This is a genomic window from uncultured Amnibacterium sp., assembly GCF_964250715.1.
Taxonomy (GTDB): Bacteria; Actinomycetota; Actinomycetes; order Actinomycetales; family Microbacteriaceae; genus Amnibacterium.
Genome location: NZ_CAXUGX010000005.1, coordinates 64746 through 81487, shown reverse-complemented (window position 1 = coordinate 81487; position 16742 = coordinate 64746). Strand labels below are relative to the sequence as shown.

10 protein-coding genes are annotated in these 16742 nt (G+C 73.7%); 4 read left to right on the top strand and 6 right to left on the bottom strand.

Going from position 1 to position 16742, the window contains the following annotated elements:
• Positions 1–70: 70 nt before the first annotated feature.
• The 3 genes from ACFE7H_RS06700 to ACFE7H_RS06690 all read right to left on the bottom strand — a co-directional run bounded on the left by ACFE7H_RS06700 (position 71) and on the right by ACFE7H_RS06690 (position 3843).
• Positions 71–304: a hypothetical protein gene (locus ACFE7H_RS06700; RefSeq protein WP_375400450.1), complete on the bottom strand. Its 234-nt coding sequence runs from the start codon at positions 302–304 to the stop codon at positions 71–73.
• 212 nt (positions 305–516) lie between these two features.
• On the bottom strand, positions 517–2187 hold the full coding sequence (locus ACFE7H_RS06695; RefSeq protein ID WP_375400449.1) for a carboxylesterase/lipase family protein: 1671 nt from the start codon (positions 2185–2187) through the stop codon (positions 517–519).
• Positions 2188–2283: 96 nt separating this feature from the next.
• Complete coding sequence (locus ACFE7H_RS06690; RefSeq protein ID WP_375400448.1) at positions 2284–3843, bottom strand: hypothetical protein; 1560 nt, start codon at positions 3841–3843, stop codon at positions 2284–2286.
• Positions 3844–4060: 217 nt separating this feature from the next.
• Here ACFE7H_RS06690 and ACFE7H_RS06685 point away from each other — a divergent pair, with 217 nt between their 5' ends.
• A complete protein-coding gene (locus ACFE7H_RS06685; protein ID WP_375400447.1) occupies positions 4061–5293 on the top strand; it encodes an MFS transporter in 1233 nt (410 codons plus the stop codon).
• A 7-nt stretch (positions 5294–5300) separates the two neighbouring features.
• A complete protein-coding gene (locus ACFE7H_RS06680; RefSeq protein ID WP_375400446.1) occupies positions 5301–6392 on the top strand; it encodes a Gfo/Idh/MocA family protein in 1092 nt (363 codons plus the stop codon).
• Positions 6393–6405: 13 nt separating this feature from the next.
• Here ACFE7H_RS06680 and ACFE7H_RS06675 read toward each other — a convergent pair whose 3' ends face one another.
• A complete protein-coding gene (locus ACFE7H_RS06675; protein ID WP_375400445.1) occupies positions 6406–7947 on the bottom strand; it encodes a carboxylesterase/lipase family protein in 1542 nt (513 codons plus the stop codon).
• Between the two features lie 65 nt (positions 7948–8012).
• Between ACFE7H_RS06675 and ACFE7H_RS06670 the strand changes: the two genes are divergently transcribed.
• Positions 8013–8657, top strand: coding sequence for a hypothetical protein (locus tag ACFE7H_RS06670; protein ID WP_375400444.1), 645 nt, complete (start codon positions 8013–8015; stop codon positions 8655–8657).
• On the opposite strand, the gene ACFE7H_RS06665 is transcribed toward ACFE7H_RS06670, so the two are convergent.
• A complete protein-coding gene (locus ACFE7H_RS06665; protein WP_375400443.1) occupies positions 8623–9513 on the bottom strand; it encodes an EI24 domain-containing protein in 891 nt (296 codons plus the stop codon). The two genes, ACFE7H_RS06670 and ACFE7H_RS06665, sit on opposite strands and share 35 nt — an antisense overlap.
• Before the next feature lie 2 nt (positions 9514–9515).
• Positions 9516–12947, bottom strand: coding sequence for an SNF2-related protein (locus ACFE7H_RS06660; protein WP_375400442.1), 3432 nt, complete (start codon positions 12945–12947; stop codon positions 9516–9518).
• Positions 12948–13060: 113 nt separating this feature from the next.
• Between ACFE7H_RS06660 and ACFE7H_RS06655 the strand changes: the two genes are divergently transcribed.
• The gene (locus tag ACFE7H_RS06655) at positions 13061–16738 is read left to right on the top strand and encodes a TM0106 family RecB-like putative nuclease (protein WP_375400441.1); all 3678 of its coding nucleotides are present in this window, start codon (positions 13061–13063) and stop codon (positions 16736–16738) included.
• Positions 16739–16742 lie beyond the last annotated feature (4 nt).

The window sequence follows — 16742 nt, the reverse complement described above, 5'->3', positions numbered from 1 at the left end:
CCCGCTCACACGACCCGCTTCCGACTTCCAGGGAACGCGGAGCGAGCGGAGTGGGTGCGCAACTCCGCGATCACGGGTCGTATCCGTCGATCGGCGACTCTCCGTCGTGGTGGAGGCGGGCCTCGATCTCATCGTCGCTCGTCCACGGCCGTGTGGTCGGAGGTCGTCCGGGCGGGGGTTGGGCGCGAGCGGACCGGGCGACAGATCGGAGCAAGAGGATCGGCACCCCGATGACGATGCCGCCGATCGCGCCCACGGCCAGGACGAACACCAGCAGCACGAGCAGGTTCGCGCCGGCACTCATGGGTCACGCCTTCCCGTCGGAGCCGGTTGTTCGACGCGCGCTGCATCGGGCCCGGCTGAGCCACCGATCTGGTTGTCCATCCCACTTCCGTCTCCTCGCCGAGGCCGTCCGACCTCAGGCGACGATGATCACCGAGGGGTCTGACAGCGCATCCACCAGCAGCACTCTCAGGTCGGTGATCCCGGGTGGCGCCGACCCGGCAGCACCGAGGGTCAGAGCTGCGGGAGGAAGCGCTCCCAGACCGCTCGCTTGTCGCCGCGCGGGTTGCGCTCGATGCGGTCGGTGTCGTCGATGATCAGGGTGGAGCGCTCGTCCTGCGTATACGCCGGCCAGGAGTCGGGCATCGCGCCGGTGGTCGCGAACTCCAGCCAGTACCGGCGCATCCGGGTGCCCGCCGCCGCGAACGGCTCCCGGCCGCCGAGCAGCGACATCGCCCGCACAAGCGGCGACTCGCCCTGGTCGAACAGCACCGGCACTTCCACGCCGTGCGTCGCGTCCAGGCCCGTGACGCGCAGCAGGCGGGGCGCCGCGTCGAAGCGATAGGCGTACACGGGCGCGGTCCGCGACTGGTGGTCCGCCAGCCGCACGCTCGGGAACCAGAAGCCGTACTCCCCCGCGAAGTCGCCGGCCGGCCGACGGCCGGGCAGACCGGGATAGGCGTCGCGCATCGGCTGCCGCGACTCCGGCGGCGCCTGCCCGAACACCACCCGCATCCGCTCCGGGGAGCGGGGCAGGATGTCGAGCTTGCCGCGGAAGATGGACCCCTCGCGCTCGTTCGTGCCGACCACCAGCGGCACGGGCAGGCCGCGCCCCTCGCGCAGCGCCGTCAGCGGCGGCTCCGGCAGCAGGTCGCCGTCGACCACGGGCGCCAGGCAGAAGGTGCCCGGATATGTGGCCGGCGTGCGGATCTGCAGGGTCACCGAGGCTGTGACCAGGTCGGTGGCCGGCGTTGTGGTCAGCAGCTCGAGCGCGGATGCGGTGCTGCGGTCACCATGCGGGTGACGGCCCGCTCTGCTCCCGAAGTGCGTGCCACCGAGACGCGTGCCGCCGATCTGCCTGGAACCCGCCGCCCTGCCACCGGCCTGCTCGCCGGCGATCTGCTCGCGCAGGATCTGCAGGTACTGGTCCGCCCACGCCGCGGCGAGGTCCGGGGAGTAGAACGCGCTCGCCGGCGGGCTCTGGGCGATCGCCCGCGCGAACAGCCCCTTCGCCGCCGGCATGGCCAGCAGAGCGGTGATCGCGTTGCCGCCCGCCGACTCCCCGAACACGGTCACGGTGTCGGGGTCGCCTCCGAAGGCCGCAATGTTCTCGTGCACCCACTGCAGAGCCGCGAGCTGATCGCGCAGCCCCAAGTTGCTGTCGATCGGGCGTTCGGCGGTGCCGTGGCGGCTGAAGTCGAGGTAGCCGAGCGCGCTCAGCCGGTAGTTCAGGCTGACGAACGCCACCCGGCCGCTGGCGACGAAGCTGTCACCACGCCCCGCGAAGTCCTGCGACGAGCCCGCGCTGTAGCCGCCGCCGTGGATCCAGACCATCACCGGCAGTCCGGCTGCGGGCGCGCGCGGCTCGTTCGGCACGGTCACATTCAGGTTCAGGCAGTCCTCGCCGGACGGCACGCCCGGGCCGACGCCGCGGAATTGGCCGTGGTACGCCTGCGTGGCGACTCGGCCGAAGCGGGTGGCGTCGCGCACGCCGGCCCACGGCTCGGCGGGCTGCGGTGCGCGGAAGCGTAGGTCGCCGACAGGGGCGCGTGCGTAGGGGATGCCGAGCCAGGAGGTCTGGCCGGAGTCCCGCAGGCCCCGCACCACGCCGCCGGTCACGCGCACGTCGAGCGACGGACTGGCGTCCGGGCGCGGTGGCTCGAATTCGCGGGTTCCGATGGTCAAGGACTCAACGATACGAGCCGGCCGGCAGGATCGCGCGGACTTGACAGGTCGGCGCCGGGCGGCGAGCGCGCTCGCAAAGACCGGCCTTCCGCAGAGTCAGAACGAGGCGAGCGACGACGGCGTACCGACGCCGGTGGGGCCGTCGTAGCCGACCGTGCCGTTGCAGAGCGCCGTGCCGCAGGTGCCGTTGCTGCCGGCGGTCACGTCGGTGAAGCGGCCTGCGTGCGCGTAGAAGGGCGAGGCGTCGGAGTAGGTGGCGGCGGCTCCGGACCGGACGAGCATCCCCGTGATCAGGGGCGCCGCCAGGCTGGTACCGCCGGCGACCAGCCAGCCGGTGCGCGTGACCTGGCTCGTCCCGTAGGTGTCGTACACGGCGAGGCCGGTCGCGGGGTCGGCCACCGCGGCGACGTCGGCGATCGAGCGGCCCGTACATACCGCGCCCGACTGCCATGCGGGCCGGGCCACCTGCGCGGAGCAGCCGCTGCCCGCTCCGGACCAGACCGTTTCGGCCCAGCCCCGCGCGGAGGTCGTCGGTGGCACCGTCGGAGCCGGACCGGTCGTGGGCGCAGAGACGGGCGTGGGCGGCTGCACGGGCACCGGAGCGGGTGTCGGCGTGCGTGCCTTGCGCCGGTCGGCGGCGAGGGTCTTCCTGGCCGTGGCCAGGGACTTGGTAAGCCGGTGAACCGTCGTCGTCGCGCTGCTCAGGGCGCGTCTGCAGGCCTTCGACGTGCAGTGCGACGCGCGACGGTGCTGCAGGGTGGCGGTCGCCTTCTTCAGCGCCTTCTTCAGCGCGTTCACCGCGGCGATGTCCCGATCGACCCGGGTGGAGACCGCGGTCGACCCGAGTACCACGCGGGCGGCGGCGGCCGAGCGGACGGCGGGCGCGGCCGAGGTACGCGTGAGCGTCGTGCCGCCGACCGCGATGACGTTCGGCAGTGCGGCGGGGATCGTCGCAACCGGCTGGTATCCGTCGTCACCCGTCGACGCGACCACCGGGACGCCCGCGTGGGTGAAATACGCACTGCTGTAGGCGCTCGCGGCGCCGTTCTCGGGACCGCCGTAACTGTTCGAGACCGCGGTCGCACCCAGGGAGACCGCCGTGTTCACGGCCGTGCCGAGCGACGACATCGAGTCGTTCCTCGCCTCGACGACGAGCAGCCGGCAGGCGGGGCAGGCGGCGGAGGCGGCATCCACGTCGAGCGACGTCTCCTCGCCCCACGAGGCGTCCGCCCTCGGCAGGTCGGTGGCGCTGCCGGTCTGCCCGACCTTGCGGAAGCAGCCGTTCGCGGTCGTGCAGGCCGGCAGTCCCCACGTGCTGCGGTACACGGCGAGGTCGGATTCGAGGTTCGGGTTGTCGTACGCGTCGACGACGGCGATCGTGCCGCTGCCGCCACCGTTCAGTCCGTAGGCCGACGCGATCGCGGCGGGGGTGAGCCCCGCGATCGTGGCGGACGACGTCGCAGCGGGCACGACCTGCAGCAGGCAGGAGGCGTGCCCCGCGGAGGGCGTTGCGCAGGGGTGGTCGACCGCGAGTGTGGCCCCGGTCTGGCCGCCAGAGAATCCGCCAGAGAACTCGATCCGCGCGGCGGCCAGGGTCAGCACGAGCGCCGTGGCCACGCCGACGACGCGGACGGGTCGGGTCAGCGACCTGTGCATGGTCCGACCCCGATCCGCGTTTCTCGTGTGGGCGCTGTCCCCCGGTGATGGCACGCTTCTCCTGATGGCGATGGGAAAACGGTAGGCAGACAGCGGTTCGGGGGACAGACCCCCTTCAGGTGCCGCGCGGATCGGGGGTGTGGAGGGGGTGGCGGAGGGGTGGCGCTGACCAGGTGCGCGCAGCGGGCACGGACCTGACCGGCGGTAGCGTCGGGCGGTGCTGTCGCCCTACCGCCGCATCCTCGCCAGGCCCGGTGCGCTCGCCTTCAGCGCGACGGGGCTGTACGCGCGGCTGGAGATCGCGATGCTGAGCCTGGGCTCGGTGCTGCTGGTGCAGCGGACGACCGGGTCGTACGCGCTGGCCGGTGCCGTCGCGGCCACGCTCGGCGTCGCCGCAGCGGTGATCTCGCCGTCGATCGCCCGCCTCACGGACCGGCTGGGGCAGGCCCGCGTGCTGCGGCCCGCCGCGGTGGTGCACGCCGTGGCGATCGGTGCGCTCGTGCTCGTCGCCATGCTGGGGGCGCCCATCGCCGTCCTCTTCGTCGCCGCCGCGCTCGCCGGGGTCACCCAGGTATCGGTCGGCTCGCTGGTGCGGGCACGATGGGCGAACACCGTGGGCCGCGACGACGGGCTGCAGGTCGCCTTCGCGCTGGAGTCGGTGCTGGACGAGGTCGTGTTCATCATCGGTCCGGTCGTGATCACGCTGATCGCGACCTTGATCCATCCGGCGGTCGGCCTGATCCTCGCCGCGGTCACCGCCCTCTCCGGCGCTTTCCTGCTCGCGGCGCAGCGCCGCACGGAGCCGGAGTCCGCGGCATCGGTATCGGCGTCGGCGGCGGGGTTGGAGCCGCGTGCGCGGTCGACCGGCGTGCTGAGGAAGCGGGGCGTGCTGGTGCTCGTACTGGTATTCCTCGCCGCCGGCGGCATCTTCGGATCCGCGGAGGTGACGGTCGCCGCGTTCACCAAGCAGGCCGGAGTGCCGGCCGCCGCCGGTCTGGTGCTGGCGCTCTGGGCGTTCGGCAGCATGCTCTCCGGCCTGGTGTACGGCTCGATCCGCTGGCGCGGCGGGCTGGGGCGGCGTTTCGTCGTCGCGGTCCTGCTGATGGCGGTGCTGACCGTGCCGATGGTGCTCGTGCCGACCGTCCCGCTGCTGGCGGTCGTCTTCCTGGTGGCCGGAGTGGCGATCGCGCCGGTGATCACGGCGGGCTCGTCGCTCATCGAGCAGCTCGTGCCGGCCGACCGGCTGACCGAGGGCCTGGCGTGGACCAGCACCGCCCTCAGCCTGACCTACGCGGTCTCCGCCGCCGTCGCCGGGCTGCTCATCGACGCCGCAGGGGCGCGGGCGGGCTTCCTGGTGCCGGTCACCGCCGCCTGCCTGGGCGCGGTCGCGGCGCTGATCGGCGCCCACCGACTGCAGCCGCGGCCCGTCGCCGGGCCGGTCCGGGCGTGATGCGCGCATGACCCGGACGACGCGGATCGGCCTGGTGGGCACCGGCTGGCGGCTGACGCCCTACCTGACGGTGGTCGACGCGCTGCCCGGCGAGTTCGAGGTCGTCGCCGCCCTGACCCGCTCCGAGCAGTCGGCGGCCCGGATCGGCGCCGAGCGCGGCATCCCCGCGAGCACCTCGATGGCGACGTTCCTCGCTCAGGGCCCCCTCGACTTCGTGCTGCTGTCCGTGCCGCGCGACTCCGCGCTGCCCCTGGCCGGAGCGCTGCTCGACGCCGGGCTGCCCGTACTCGGCGAGACGCCGATCGCCGCGCACACGGGAGAGCTGGCGCCCTTCGTCGCCCGATACGGGCTGGACGCGCCGCTGCAGAGCGCCGAGCAGTACCGGCTGCAGCCGATGCACGCCGCCCGCATCGCTGTCGCCCGCTCCGGCCGGATCGGTCAGGTGCACCACGTCACTGCGTCGTTCGCCCACGACTATCACGCCTTCAGCGTGATCCGGGAGGTGCTGCGGATCGGCTTCGAGCCGGTCACGGTCCGGGCCGCCGAGACGATCGATCGGGCGGTGCAGCCGCTCGGGCGGGACGGCTGGTCGGCCGACCTGACCGTCGGCACCGATACCCGCACGGTCGCGCAGCTGCAGTGGACGGACCGCGACCTGACCGCCACCTACGACTTCGCCGGCGAGCAGTACTTCTCCCCCATCCGCACCCGGCACATCGCGATCCGGGGTACGCACGGCGAACTGGTCGACGACCGCGTGCACGTCATCGACCGGCCGGGCGAGCCCGTCACCCTGCCCCTCACCCGCGAGCAGACCGGGGTGGACGGCGATCTGCAGGGCTTCACACTGCGGGCGGTGCGGCTGGGCGGCGAGACGGTATGGCGGAGCAGGGTCGCGCCCGCTCGGCTGGCGGACGACGAGATCGCCGTCGCGGGCGTGCTGCGCGCGATGGCGGCCTTCGTCTGCGGCGGAGCTCCGTTCTACGGGATCGCCGATGCGGCGGAGGACCTCTATCTGACCGAGCTGGTCGGCCGGGCGGTCGCCGCCGAGGGGCCGGTCACCGGTGCCGAGCGGCCGTGGCTGAACAGCAGGGCCTGACGGGTACGGCCGATCAGCGGTAGGGCGTCCAGCTGTCCCAGGCCGGCCGGATCTCGCCGCGCGGATCGGCCTCGACCCGGTCGGACTCGTCGATGATCAGGGTCAGCCTTCGCTCGCCGTCGTACTGCGGCCAGTCCTCGGCCACCACGCCGCGGCGCGCGAAGGCCAGCCATCGGCCGTGCATCCGGACGGTCACCGCACGCGCGGCGCGTCGACCGCCGAGCAGGCCGCCGAGCCGCTGCAGCAGGGAGTCGGGGCGGCCGAACACGAAGTCCAACTCGGCGGCGTGCGTCGCGCCCAGGCCGAGCAGGCGCACGAGCGGCGGGGCGAAGTCGAACCGGTACATCCAGGTCGGCGCGACCTGTGCATGACCGGCGGCGGCGGTGACGCTCGGATGCCAGAAGACCAGGTCGGTGACGAGCTCTGCGATGGAGCGTCGGCGCGGGTAGCCGGGGTAGCCGGCCAGCACGCCCGGCCGCGCGCCCGGATCGGTCAGCGCGAACAGCCGATCGACCCGCGCCGGCGTCCCCGCGAGCGCCCGCACCACCAGTTGGAACAGGGTGCCCTCGTCGGCGTTCGTGCCGATGATCAGCGGCACGGGTAGGGAGTCGCCGTCGCGGAACGCGTCGAGCGGATGCGTCGGCAGCAGCACGCCGTCGACGACCGGGCCCAGGACCCGCGCGCCCGGCTGGTCGTCGGTGACCTCCGCCTCCAGCAGGGCCAGCGCGCGCACCAACTCGTCGGGGGTCGCGGAGAGCAGCCTGTCCGCAGCACTCGCTTCAGGAGCACTCGCTTCAGGAGGACCGAGCAGGGTGACGAACCGTTCGGCCCACGCGGCGGTGCGCTGCGGACCCGCGACCGAGCCGATGCCGCTGCTCTGCACGATCGCCCGCGCGAACAGCCCGCGGGCGTCGGGCACGGTCAGCAGCGTCGCGACGGAGGTGCCTCCGGCGGACTCCCCGAACAGGGTGACGTTGTCCGGGTCGCCGCCGAACGCGGCGATGTTGTCGTGCACCCAGCGGAGGGCCGCCAGCTGGTCGCGCAGCCCCAGGTTGCTGTCGATCGGTCGCGCCGCGGTGCCGTAGCGGGAGAGGTCCAGCCAGCCCAGGGCACCGAGCCGGTAGTTGAAGCCGACGAAGACCACGTCGCCGTCCGCGACCAGGCGGGCGCCGTCGTAGGCGGTGGCCGCGGCACTGCCGATCGCGAAGGCGCCTCCGTAGATGAAGACCATCACGGGTCGGGGTGCGGCGGGGGGCGTCGCGCGGCGCAGCACTCCGATCGTCAGGCAGTCCTCGTCCATCCGGGTGGCGAATCCCGCGCCGGACGCGGTGGACGTGCGGGGCTGCGGCGGCACCGCGCCTGCGGTCGTCGCGTCGCGGATACCGTCCCACGGCGTGGCGGGCCGTGGCGCGCGCAGCCGCAGGTCGCCGACCGGCGGGGCGGCGTACGGGATGCCTCGCCAGGCGAGCATCCCGTGTTCACGGCGACCGCGGACGCGGCCGAGCGTCGTCGCCACGACCGTCCGGTCGTCCGGGTGAACGGGCGTCGCAGGCACGGCATCAGCCTGCGCCATCACCTTCTGGGTGAACCTGAGCGGCGTGCGGCCCTACGATTCGTGCGATGGCGGCCCGGCACCTCTCCCCCGGCGACCGCGAGCCCGGCGACCGTGGGCCGGACCGTAACCCGGGTCCGGGTCGGTCCGCTGCCGTGTGGTGGATCCTCGGCGTGCTCCTCGTGGTCGTCGCGGTGCTGGTCGTGGTCGGGTTGCGGGCCGCGGGCCGGGCTGATTCCGCGAGTGGGCCGGCGGCGGGACCGGCGGCGCAGTCTTCTGAATCCGAGACGGGTGCGACGCCGACACCGTCCGGATCGAGCGCGGCGTCGACGCCGTCGGCCGGCCCGAGCGAAGACGCGGCGGCGGTGCGGCGGGCGGAGGCGCTGAGGGCGGACAGCGAGCGGCGGCTGGGGTCGACTCCGTGGAAGCTGACCACCGTCCTGCGGGGACGCTCCTGCACCGTGGCCGGCGGCGGGCTGGGACTGCAATCCGAGTGGACCGACGAGGGGCCGGCCAGCGTCTCGCCGAACACCGACCTGGCGACGCTCGACTCGTACTGGCAGGCGCTCGGGCTGACGACGGAGCGGGCGACGGTCAGCGATCCGACCGGCACCTTCGCGGCGGTGACGGGCGACGGCGGCCCGGTCGCCTCCATCCGCTACGCCGTCAACGGCGTGATCACGACGGTGTCGGCGTGCCGGGCGCCGGAGTGAGCCCATCGGCGTCGGTCAGCGCGACGGAGTCGGTCAGCACGGCAGAGTCGGTCGGCAGGGCAGAGCGGGTCAGCAGGGCGGCGTCGGCCAGTACGGCGCGGGCCAGCATCGTCGCTCCGGCGACGGCGGCGGGCATCGCGACGATGGCCGCGAACGGCACCAGGAACAGCAGGTAGGCGGCGGCGCCGAAGCCGATGCTGCGGGCGCGGTCGGTGGCGAGCATGCGGCGACGCTCTCGGGGTCCGAGCCCGCGCGCATCGAACGCGTGCGCCGTCAACTCGATTGCGAGCAGCCGGCCGCCGAGCACCGCCGAGACGACCACCCCGGCGATCGTGCCGACGACCGGGATCAGCCCGAGCGCGACCGCCAGCGCGGCGACCAGCAGGCCGCCGACGAACAGCCTCAGGCCGTCGCCGACCGCGCGCAGCAGCCCGGCCAGCGCCGGGTCGTGCCGATCGGGCGGCGCGTCGCCCAATCGCTCCTCCGTGCGGCGGGAGATCCGCTCGTAGAAGGGGTCGCCGACGGTCAGGGTGACCGCGGTGAAGGTCAGGACCGTGAGAACGACCGTCGTGACGAGGATCACCGCGCTCGCGAGCACGCGGACCGCGCCCCGCCACGGCTCGACCCAGGTGGCCGCGAACGGGGTGACGGCCCCGCCGAGCGTCGGCAGTGCCAGCACGACCACGATCAGCACGCCGGCGGCCAGCGCGGCGACGAGCAGCGCCGGAACCGCGCCCAGCAGCATCAGCCTCGGCGACCCGCCCCACAGCCGGAACCCGCGCAGCAGGTCGCCCACACCCGCGGCAGCCCGGCGGGCGGCGCTGCGTCGATGAGTGCTGCCCCGGGCCGTGCGCATGCTCAGCCGAGCAGCTCGCGCACGTCGTCGGCGCTGATGCCGGCGGTCGCCGCGGCGCCCGCGTCGCTCATGACGGCGTCGAACAGCTCGGCCTTGGACGCCTTCAACGCCATCACCTTCTCCTCGATCGTGTCCTTCGCCACCAGCCGGTACACGTACACCTGGCGGGTCTGTCCGATGCGGTGTGCGCGGTCGATGGCCTGCGCCTCCGCCGCCGGGTTCCACCAGGGGTCGAGCAGGATGCAGATGTCCGCCTCGGCCAGGTTCAACCCGAAGCCGCCGGCCTTCAGCGAAATCAGGAACACGTCGGCGTCGCCGGAGCGGAACCGGTCGACCGCCTCGCCCCGCCTGCGCGTGCTGCCGTCCAGGTAGGCGTAGCCGATGTCGGCGGTATCGAGGCGTCGGCGCACCCGCTGCAGCAGGCGCGTGAACTGGCTGAACACCAGCACCCGGTGCCCCTCGGCCAGGGCGTCGGAGAGCAGTTCGTCGAGCAGGTCGAGCTTGGTGGAGGGCACCCCCTCGTACTGCGGATCGACGAGGGCGGCGTCGAGCGCCGCCTGCCGCAGCGTGGTGAGGGCCTGGAAGATCGTGAACCGGTTGCTGCCGAAGTCGCCGATCAGCCCGAGCACCCGCTGCCGCTCACGCGCCAGGTAGCGGTCGTAGACGGCGCGCTGACGGGGGCTCAGCTCCACCTCCAGGGTCTGCTCCAGCTTGGGCGGCAACTCGGCGGCGACCAGGTCCTTGGTGCGGCGCAGCATCAGCGGGCGGATGCGCCGGCGCAGCTGGGCGAGCCGGTCCGCGTCGCCGTCGCGGCTGATCGGCCGCTGGTAGAACTCCGCGAAGCCGGTCGGCGACGGGAAGAGGCCCGGCGCGGCGATCGAGAACACGGACCACAGGTCCATCAGGGAGTTCTCCATCGGCGTCCCCGTGATCGCCAGCTTGAACGGCACGTCGATGGCGCGGACCCGTTGGTGGGTGGCGGAGGTGCGGTTCTTCACGAACTGGGCCTCGTCGAGCAGCATCCCGGCCCAGCCGAGCTGCTCGTAGGCGGGCGCGTCCAGCCGGAACAGGGCGTAGGAGGTGACGACGAGGTCGGCGTCGCCGATCGTGTCGCGCAGGGTGCGGCCGCTCTTGCGAGTCGTTTCGGTGATGCCGACCGTCCGCACGCCGGGGACGAAGCGCTGGGCCTCGGCGACCCAGTTGGGCACGACGCTGGTGGGCGCGACCACGAGGAACCGGGGGTGCGTGGCGGCGGCGCTGCCATCGGGGGCGGCTGCTTGCTCGGCGGCCTGCCCGGCTGACTGCTCAGCCGTCTGCTCAGCCGTCTGCTCAGCCACTTGCTCAGCTGCTCGCCCGGCCGCCTCTTCGACCACGCGGGCGATCAGGGCCAGGGACTGCACGGTCTTGCCGAGGCCCATCTCGTCGGCGAGCACGCCCCCCAGGCCGTTGTCGTAGAGGAAGCACAGCCAGTCGTAGCCGGCCTGCTGGTACGGGCGCAGCTGCACGGTGAAGCAGGCCGGCAAGGCACGCTCGGGCAGTCCCGCCTCGGTGCCGGCGGCGGTCAGCCCGGCGACGATGCTGCGCCACGCCTCCGCCTGCTTGGCGACGATGCCGAGCTCGGCCAGTTCCTCCCACAGGGAGCTCTGGAACCTCGAGATGCGCAGGGACTCCCCGGGCCCTTCGGCCAGCTCGCGCGACTCCGCGATCAGGTCGCGCAGCTTCGCGAAGGCGTCGTCCTCCAGCGGGAAGTAGACACCGCCGGGCAGGATCATGTAGTCGTCGCCGCGTGCGAGGGCGCGGATGACGTCGGCGATGGGGACCGCCTCGTCGCCGACGCGGACGTCGATCTGCAGGTCGAACCAGTCGCGGTCGCCGGCGCGGGCGACGGTGCCGACCGACACGACGGGGGCGGAGTCGGCGGGCCGGTACTCGGCGGCCACGCCCCGCTCCTCCAACTCCAGTCCGGTCAGTTCGCGGAGCGCGGGCAGCACCTCGCTGACGAAGTGGATGGCGGCCATGCCGGTCAGTTCGAAATGCTCGCGCAGCCGCGTGGCGGCCGGCACCAGCAGGTCGGGCGTGCCGGACGGCGTGATGCCGACGGCGGGCAGCGCGGACAGCAACGCCCGCTCCTGGGCGGCGTCGCGGAACCGGCCGGCGGCGTCCGATTCGAACGGGACGCGCTGCGGGCGGGCGTCGCCGGGCGCGCCGTCCGGCACGTCGACCGTGTAGCGCCACCACCAGGAGCCCGTGACGGCGGCGTCGGCGCCGTGCTGCACGGTCAGGCCCAGGGTGGCGACCGGCGCCCGCGGCGGCACGAAGGAGCCGTCGCGCGAGACGATCGGCAGCAGTGTCGCCAGGCGCCGGTAGTGCTCAGTGAGGAACACCGCCTCCTCGGCCTTCGGCACGCGGATGGGCTCGTCCAGCCGCAGGAACGCCCGGGCGGAGGCGGCGACCGGCGCCGGGAAGGGCGCCAGGGTGAGCACCGCGTCGGCCAGCGGTGCGCCGGCCACCGCCTGCCAGGTCGCCAGCCCGATCGCGGGGTCGCCGATCAGGGCGAACGGGGTCGCGAGCGGGGTACCCGTGGGGCTGCCGGTCGGGAGGCCGTGGAGGCCGCCGGTGGCGAGCAGGCGGCGCAGCACCAGCTCGTCGCCGGTGCGGGAGAAGTCGATCGCCGGCGTGATCGGCTGCGCGGCGATCGTCAGGGCGGTCTGCGTGCGGCCGCCGGTCACGAGGCCGACCCCCTCCTGACCCGCCTGCTCCAGCAGCGCCCACAGTCCGGCGCTGCGGCACTTGTCCAGCGACAGCCACGTGTCCGGGCTGAACTGCGTGGACGCGTCGGAGAGCAGCAGGTGCAGCTCGCGCAACAGGGCGGCCTGCCGGTCGTCGTAGTCGCGCAGGTTGGTGGGGCTGGCGATCTCGCGCCACGAGATGCCGGTGCGGCGCCACCGACCACTCGGACCCAGCTGCACGGGACGCACCGCGACGGTCGGCGTCGGGGTGCGGGGCTGCGACCGGGCGAACCTGCCGGGCGCGGGGCGCAGCATGCCGTCCGGCTGCAACTCGAACTGCAGGCCCAGCGCCGCGCCGGTGTCGCGCGGGTCCAGACCCTCCAGGATCGGGTCGAGCGCGCGGCGCCACGGCGCGCTGACCGCCGGCCGGACCGTCGGGACCGGCGTGCGCACCGCCTCCAGCAGCAGGGCGCCGACGTGCTTGCAGCGGTCGCCGACCGGGCAGTTGCAGAGGCCGGTGATCGGCTCCGGCCCGCCGCCGGCGACCCGCATGCGCACCCGAGCGGAGTAGGGCGAGCGGCCGGCGCCTTTGACCGAGCCGGTCAGGATGGTGCGGTCCGTGCTCCAGCGGGTGTCCGAGACCCGACCCTGCCGCTGGTACGCGTCGGCCCGCGTGAACGTGGACAGGCCGACGAACTGGGCCACACCGGACTCGGAGTAGATGGACGGGCCCTTTCGTCGAGGCGGAACCAACCAGGATACCGGTCCGGGGTGCACCCTCCGGCGGGTGTCGGAGGGGTGGGGCACACTGCGGGATCGTGTTCGTCCTCGATGCGCCCGCGGCTCCGCGGGTGGTGCGCAGCGCCTCCGACCTGAAGGCGTCGGTGGAGTGCGAGTGGGGGCTGATGCGGCGGCTCGATGCCAAGCTCGGCCGCGTCACGGCGGTCGAGGAGCCGGAGGATGCGCTGAACCGGCGCGCGGCCCTGCTGGGCGACGAGCACGAGTTGCGCGAACTGCGGCGGCTCGTGGCGCTGCACGGCGACCATGTGCCCGGATCGCCCGGCGGCGTCGCGCAGATCGCCAGGCCGGCTGACTCCACCGATCCGGCGGCGCTCTCCGCGGCGCAGCAGCAGACCTTGGACGCCATCCACGACGGCGCGGACGTGGTCTTCCAGGGCACCTTCTTCGACGGCGCGTTCCTGGGCTTCGCCGACTTCCTGATGCGAGACACCGACACCGACGGGGACACCGACGGCGACCGCTGGCGCGTCGTCGACACCAAGCTGGCCCGCCGCGCGAAGGTGACCGCGCTGCTGCAGATCGCCGCCTACGCGCAGCAGTTGCGCCGGCTGGGGGTCCCCGTCGCGCCGCAGGCCGACCTGATGCTGGGCGACGGCACCGTCAGCACCCACCGGCTGACCGACATCGTGCCCGTGCACGCCCTGCGGCAGCAGCGCCTGGACGATCTGATCGCCGAGCGTCTGGCGGCGACCGGGCCGATCGCCTGGGACGACCCGTCGGTGCGCGCCTGCTCCCGCTGCGCCGAGTGCGCCGTGCAGATCGAGGCGACCCGCGACGTGCTGCTGGTCGGCCGACTCACGGTCCACCAGCGCGATCGGCTGCTGGCCGCCGGCATCACCACGATCGACCGGCTTGCGATCGCGGCCGGACCGGTCGAGGGATTGCCGGACGCGACTCTCCGCTCGCTGCAGGGCCAGGCCCGCATGCAGCTCGCCGCGCCGCCCGACGTTCCCGGAGCGCCGCACCGGGTGCTGGCCGAGGTGCGCGACGCGTCGGGGCTCGCCGCGCTGCCCGCGCCGGACGCCGGCGACATCTTCTTCGACTTCGAGGGCGACCCGCTCTGGACCGACGACGACACCACATGGGGACTCGACTACCTGTTCGGCGTGGTCGATCACGACGTGTCGGACCAGGACCGCGCGCATCGAAATGAGCGGCGCGAGCACTTCCGGCCGTTCTGGGCGCACGACCGCAGCGGCGAGCGGCAGGCGCTGCTCGACTTCCTGCACTACGTCGCCGATCGCCGGAATCGTCACCCCGGTCTGCACGTCTACCACTACGCCGACTACGAGCGCAGCCACCTGCAGCAACTGTGCGCGCGATACGGGGTGGGCGAGGCGATCCTCGACGAGCTGCTCAGCGAGCATGTGCTGGTCGACCTGTACCCGATCGTCACGCGCAGCATCCGCATCTCCGACCGCTCCTATTCGCTGAAGAAGCTGGAGCCGCTGTACATGGGCGGCGAGTTGCGGCAGAGCGAGGTGACCACCGGAGCCGGGTCGGTCGACGCCTACGTCAGCGTCACCGAGCTGCGCGGCGCGGGCCGCACCGCCGAGGCCGATGCGCTGCTGGCCGAGATCGCCGATTACAACCGGTACGACTGCGTCTCGACCCTGCGGCTACGCGACTGGCTGCTGGCCCGCGCCGACGAGCACGGCGTGCCGCGGCGCATCGCTCCCCCGGCCCGCGACGCCGCCGAGCAGACGATCGCGCGCCGGGAGGACGCCGCCCGCGACGCGCTGCTGGCGGCGATCGAGGGCGTGGACGCCGCCGACCGCACCGCCGACCAGACGGCGATCGCCCTGGCCGCGGCGGCCATCGAGTACCACCGGCGCGAGGCCAAGTCGTACTGGTGGGAGCACTTCAACCGGCAGATCAGCCCGCTGGACGAGTGGGCCGAGCAGCGCGACGTGCTGATCGTCGAGTACGCCGCGGTTCGCACGGAGTGGGCCCGCGAGCCCGGGCGCCGCTCCGACAGCCGAGTGGTGGTGCTCGTCGGCCGGCTCGCAACGGGGAGCACGCTGGCTCCTGGCGACACGCGCTCGGTCATGTACGACGAACCGGTGCCGGCCGGCTGCGACCCCGTGCCGAGCGGGCAGCGCGGCGAGCACGGCCGCGGAATCGTCCGCGAGGTCGCTCTGCTCGCCGACGGCCGGCTCGAGGTGGTCCTGCAGGAGGTCGCCGGCCAGGACGAGCACGGGCCGCTCGAAGGGTGGCAGCAGCTGCCCGTCGCCCTCACTCCCCCTCCCCCGATCCGCACCGCCGCGCAGCGCGAGGCGATCCTGGACTGGGGCGAGGGGGTGGCGGGTGCACTCGGTGCGGGTGGAACGCCCGGCGGCGGGGACGACGCGGTCCTCGACGTGCTGCGCCGCTCCCCGCCCCGGCTGCGTGGCGGGGCAGCACTGCACGGGCCGGCCGGAGCCGATCCGGGTAGGGCCGATCCGGCGGCGGCCATCGTGGCCGCGGTGTCGCGGCTCGACGACTCCTACGTCGCGGTGCAGGGGCCGCCCGGCTCGGGCAAGACGACGGTCGGCGCGCACGTGATCGTGCAGCTCGTGCAGCGGTACCACTGGCGCATCGGCGTGGTCGCGCAGTCTCACGCCGTGGTCGAGAACCTGCTGCAGCGGGTGATCGATGCCGGTTTGGATCCAGCACTCGTCGGCAAGCGGCCGCAGCAGGCGCAGCAGATCGAGGCGGCCGACCCGACGGCCGAGCCGCCTGCTGGCCCGGCGTGGACGGCGCTGCATCGCAACAGCGACGTGCGGCCGTTCCTGGCGCAGCACGCCGAGAGCGGCTGCGTCCTCGGCGGTACCGGGTGGGACTTCGCGAACGCGACCAAGGTCCCCCGCGGCGCCCTCGACCTGCTGGTGATCGACGAGGCGGGCCAGTACTCGCTGGCGAACACGGTCGCCGTCGCGGTGTCCGCCCGCCGCCTGCTGCTGCTCGGCGATCCGCAACAGCTGCCCCAGGTCAGCCAGGGGCGGCATCCCGAGCCGGTCGACGCCTCCGCCCTCGGCTGGCTCTCCGCCGGTCACGATGTGCTGCCGGCGCCGCTCGGGTTCTTCCTCGCGCAAAGCTGGCGCATGCACCCGGCGCTCTGCGCCGCGGTCTCCGACCTCTCCTACGAGGGCCGGCTGCGGTCCAAGCTGCCGGAGACGACCGACCGCGACCTGCCCGGTATCGCCCCGGGGGTGCATCCGGTCCCCGTCGTCCATGCGGGTGACGCCAGCGAGTCGACTGCGGAGGCGGCCGAGGTCGTGCGCCTGGTGACTGCGCACCTGGGGCTGCCCTGGTCGGACGGTCCCCGCAGCCGCGATTCGCTGACCCAGGCGGATCTGATCGTCGTCGCGCCGTACAACGCGCAGGTCGCCCTGATCCGCACCCACCTGGCCGCCGCCGGCTACCCCGACATCGAGGTCGGTACGGTCGACAAGTTCCAGGGCCGTGAGGCGGTCATCGCGATCGTCTCGCTGACCGCCTCGTCGGCCGCCGAGGTGCCGCGCGGCATCGGCTTCGTGCTGCTGCGCAACCGCCTGAACGTCGCGATCTCCCGCGCCAAGTGGGCCGCGTACCTGATCCACTCCCCCGCCCTCGCCGACACCCTGCCGACCACGGCGCCGGCCCTGGCGGATCTGAGCGCCTTCCTGCGACTCGTCGGCCGCGACGGCCGGGGCGCGACCCAGGCCCTACCGTGAGGGC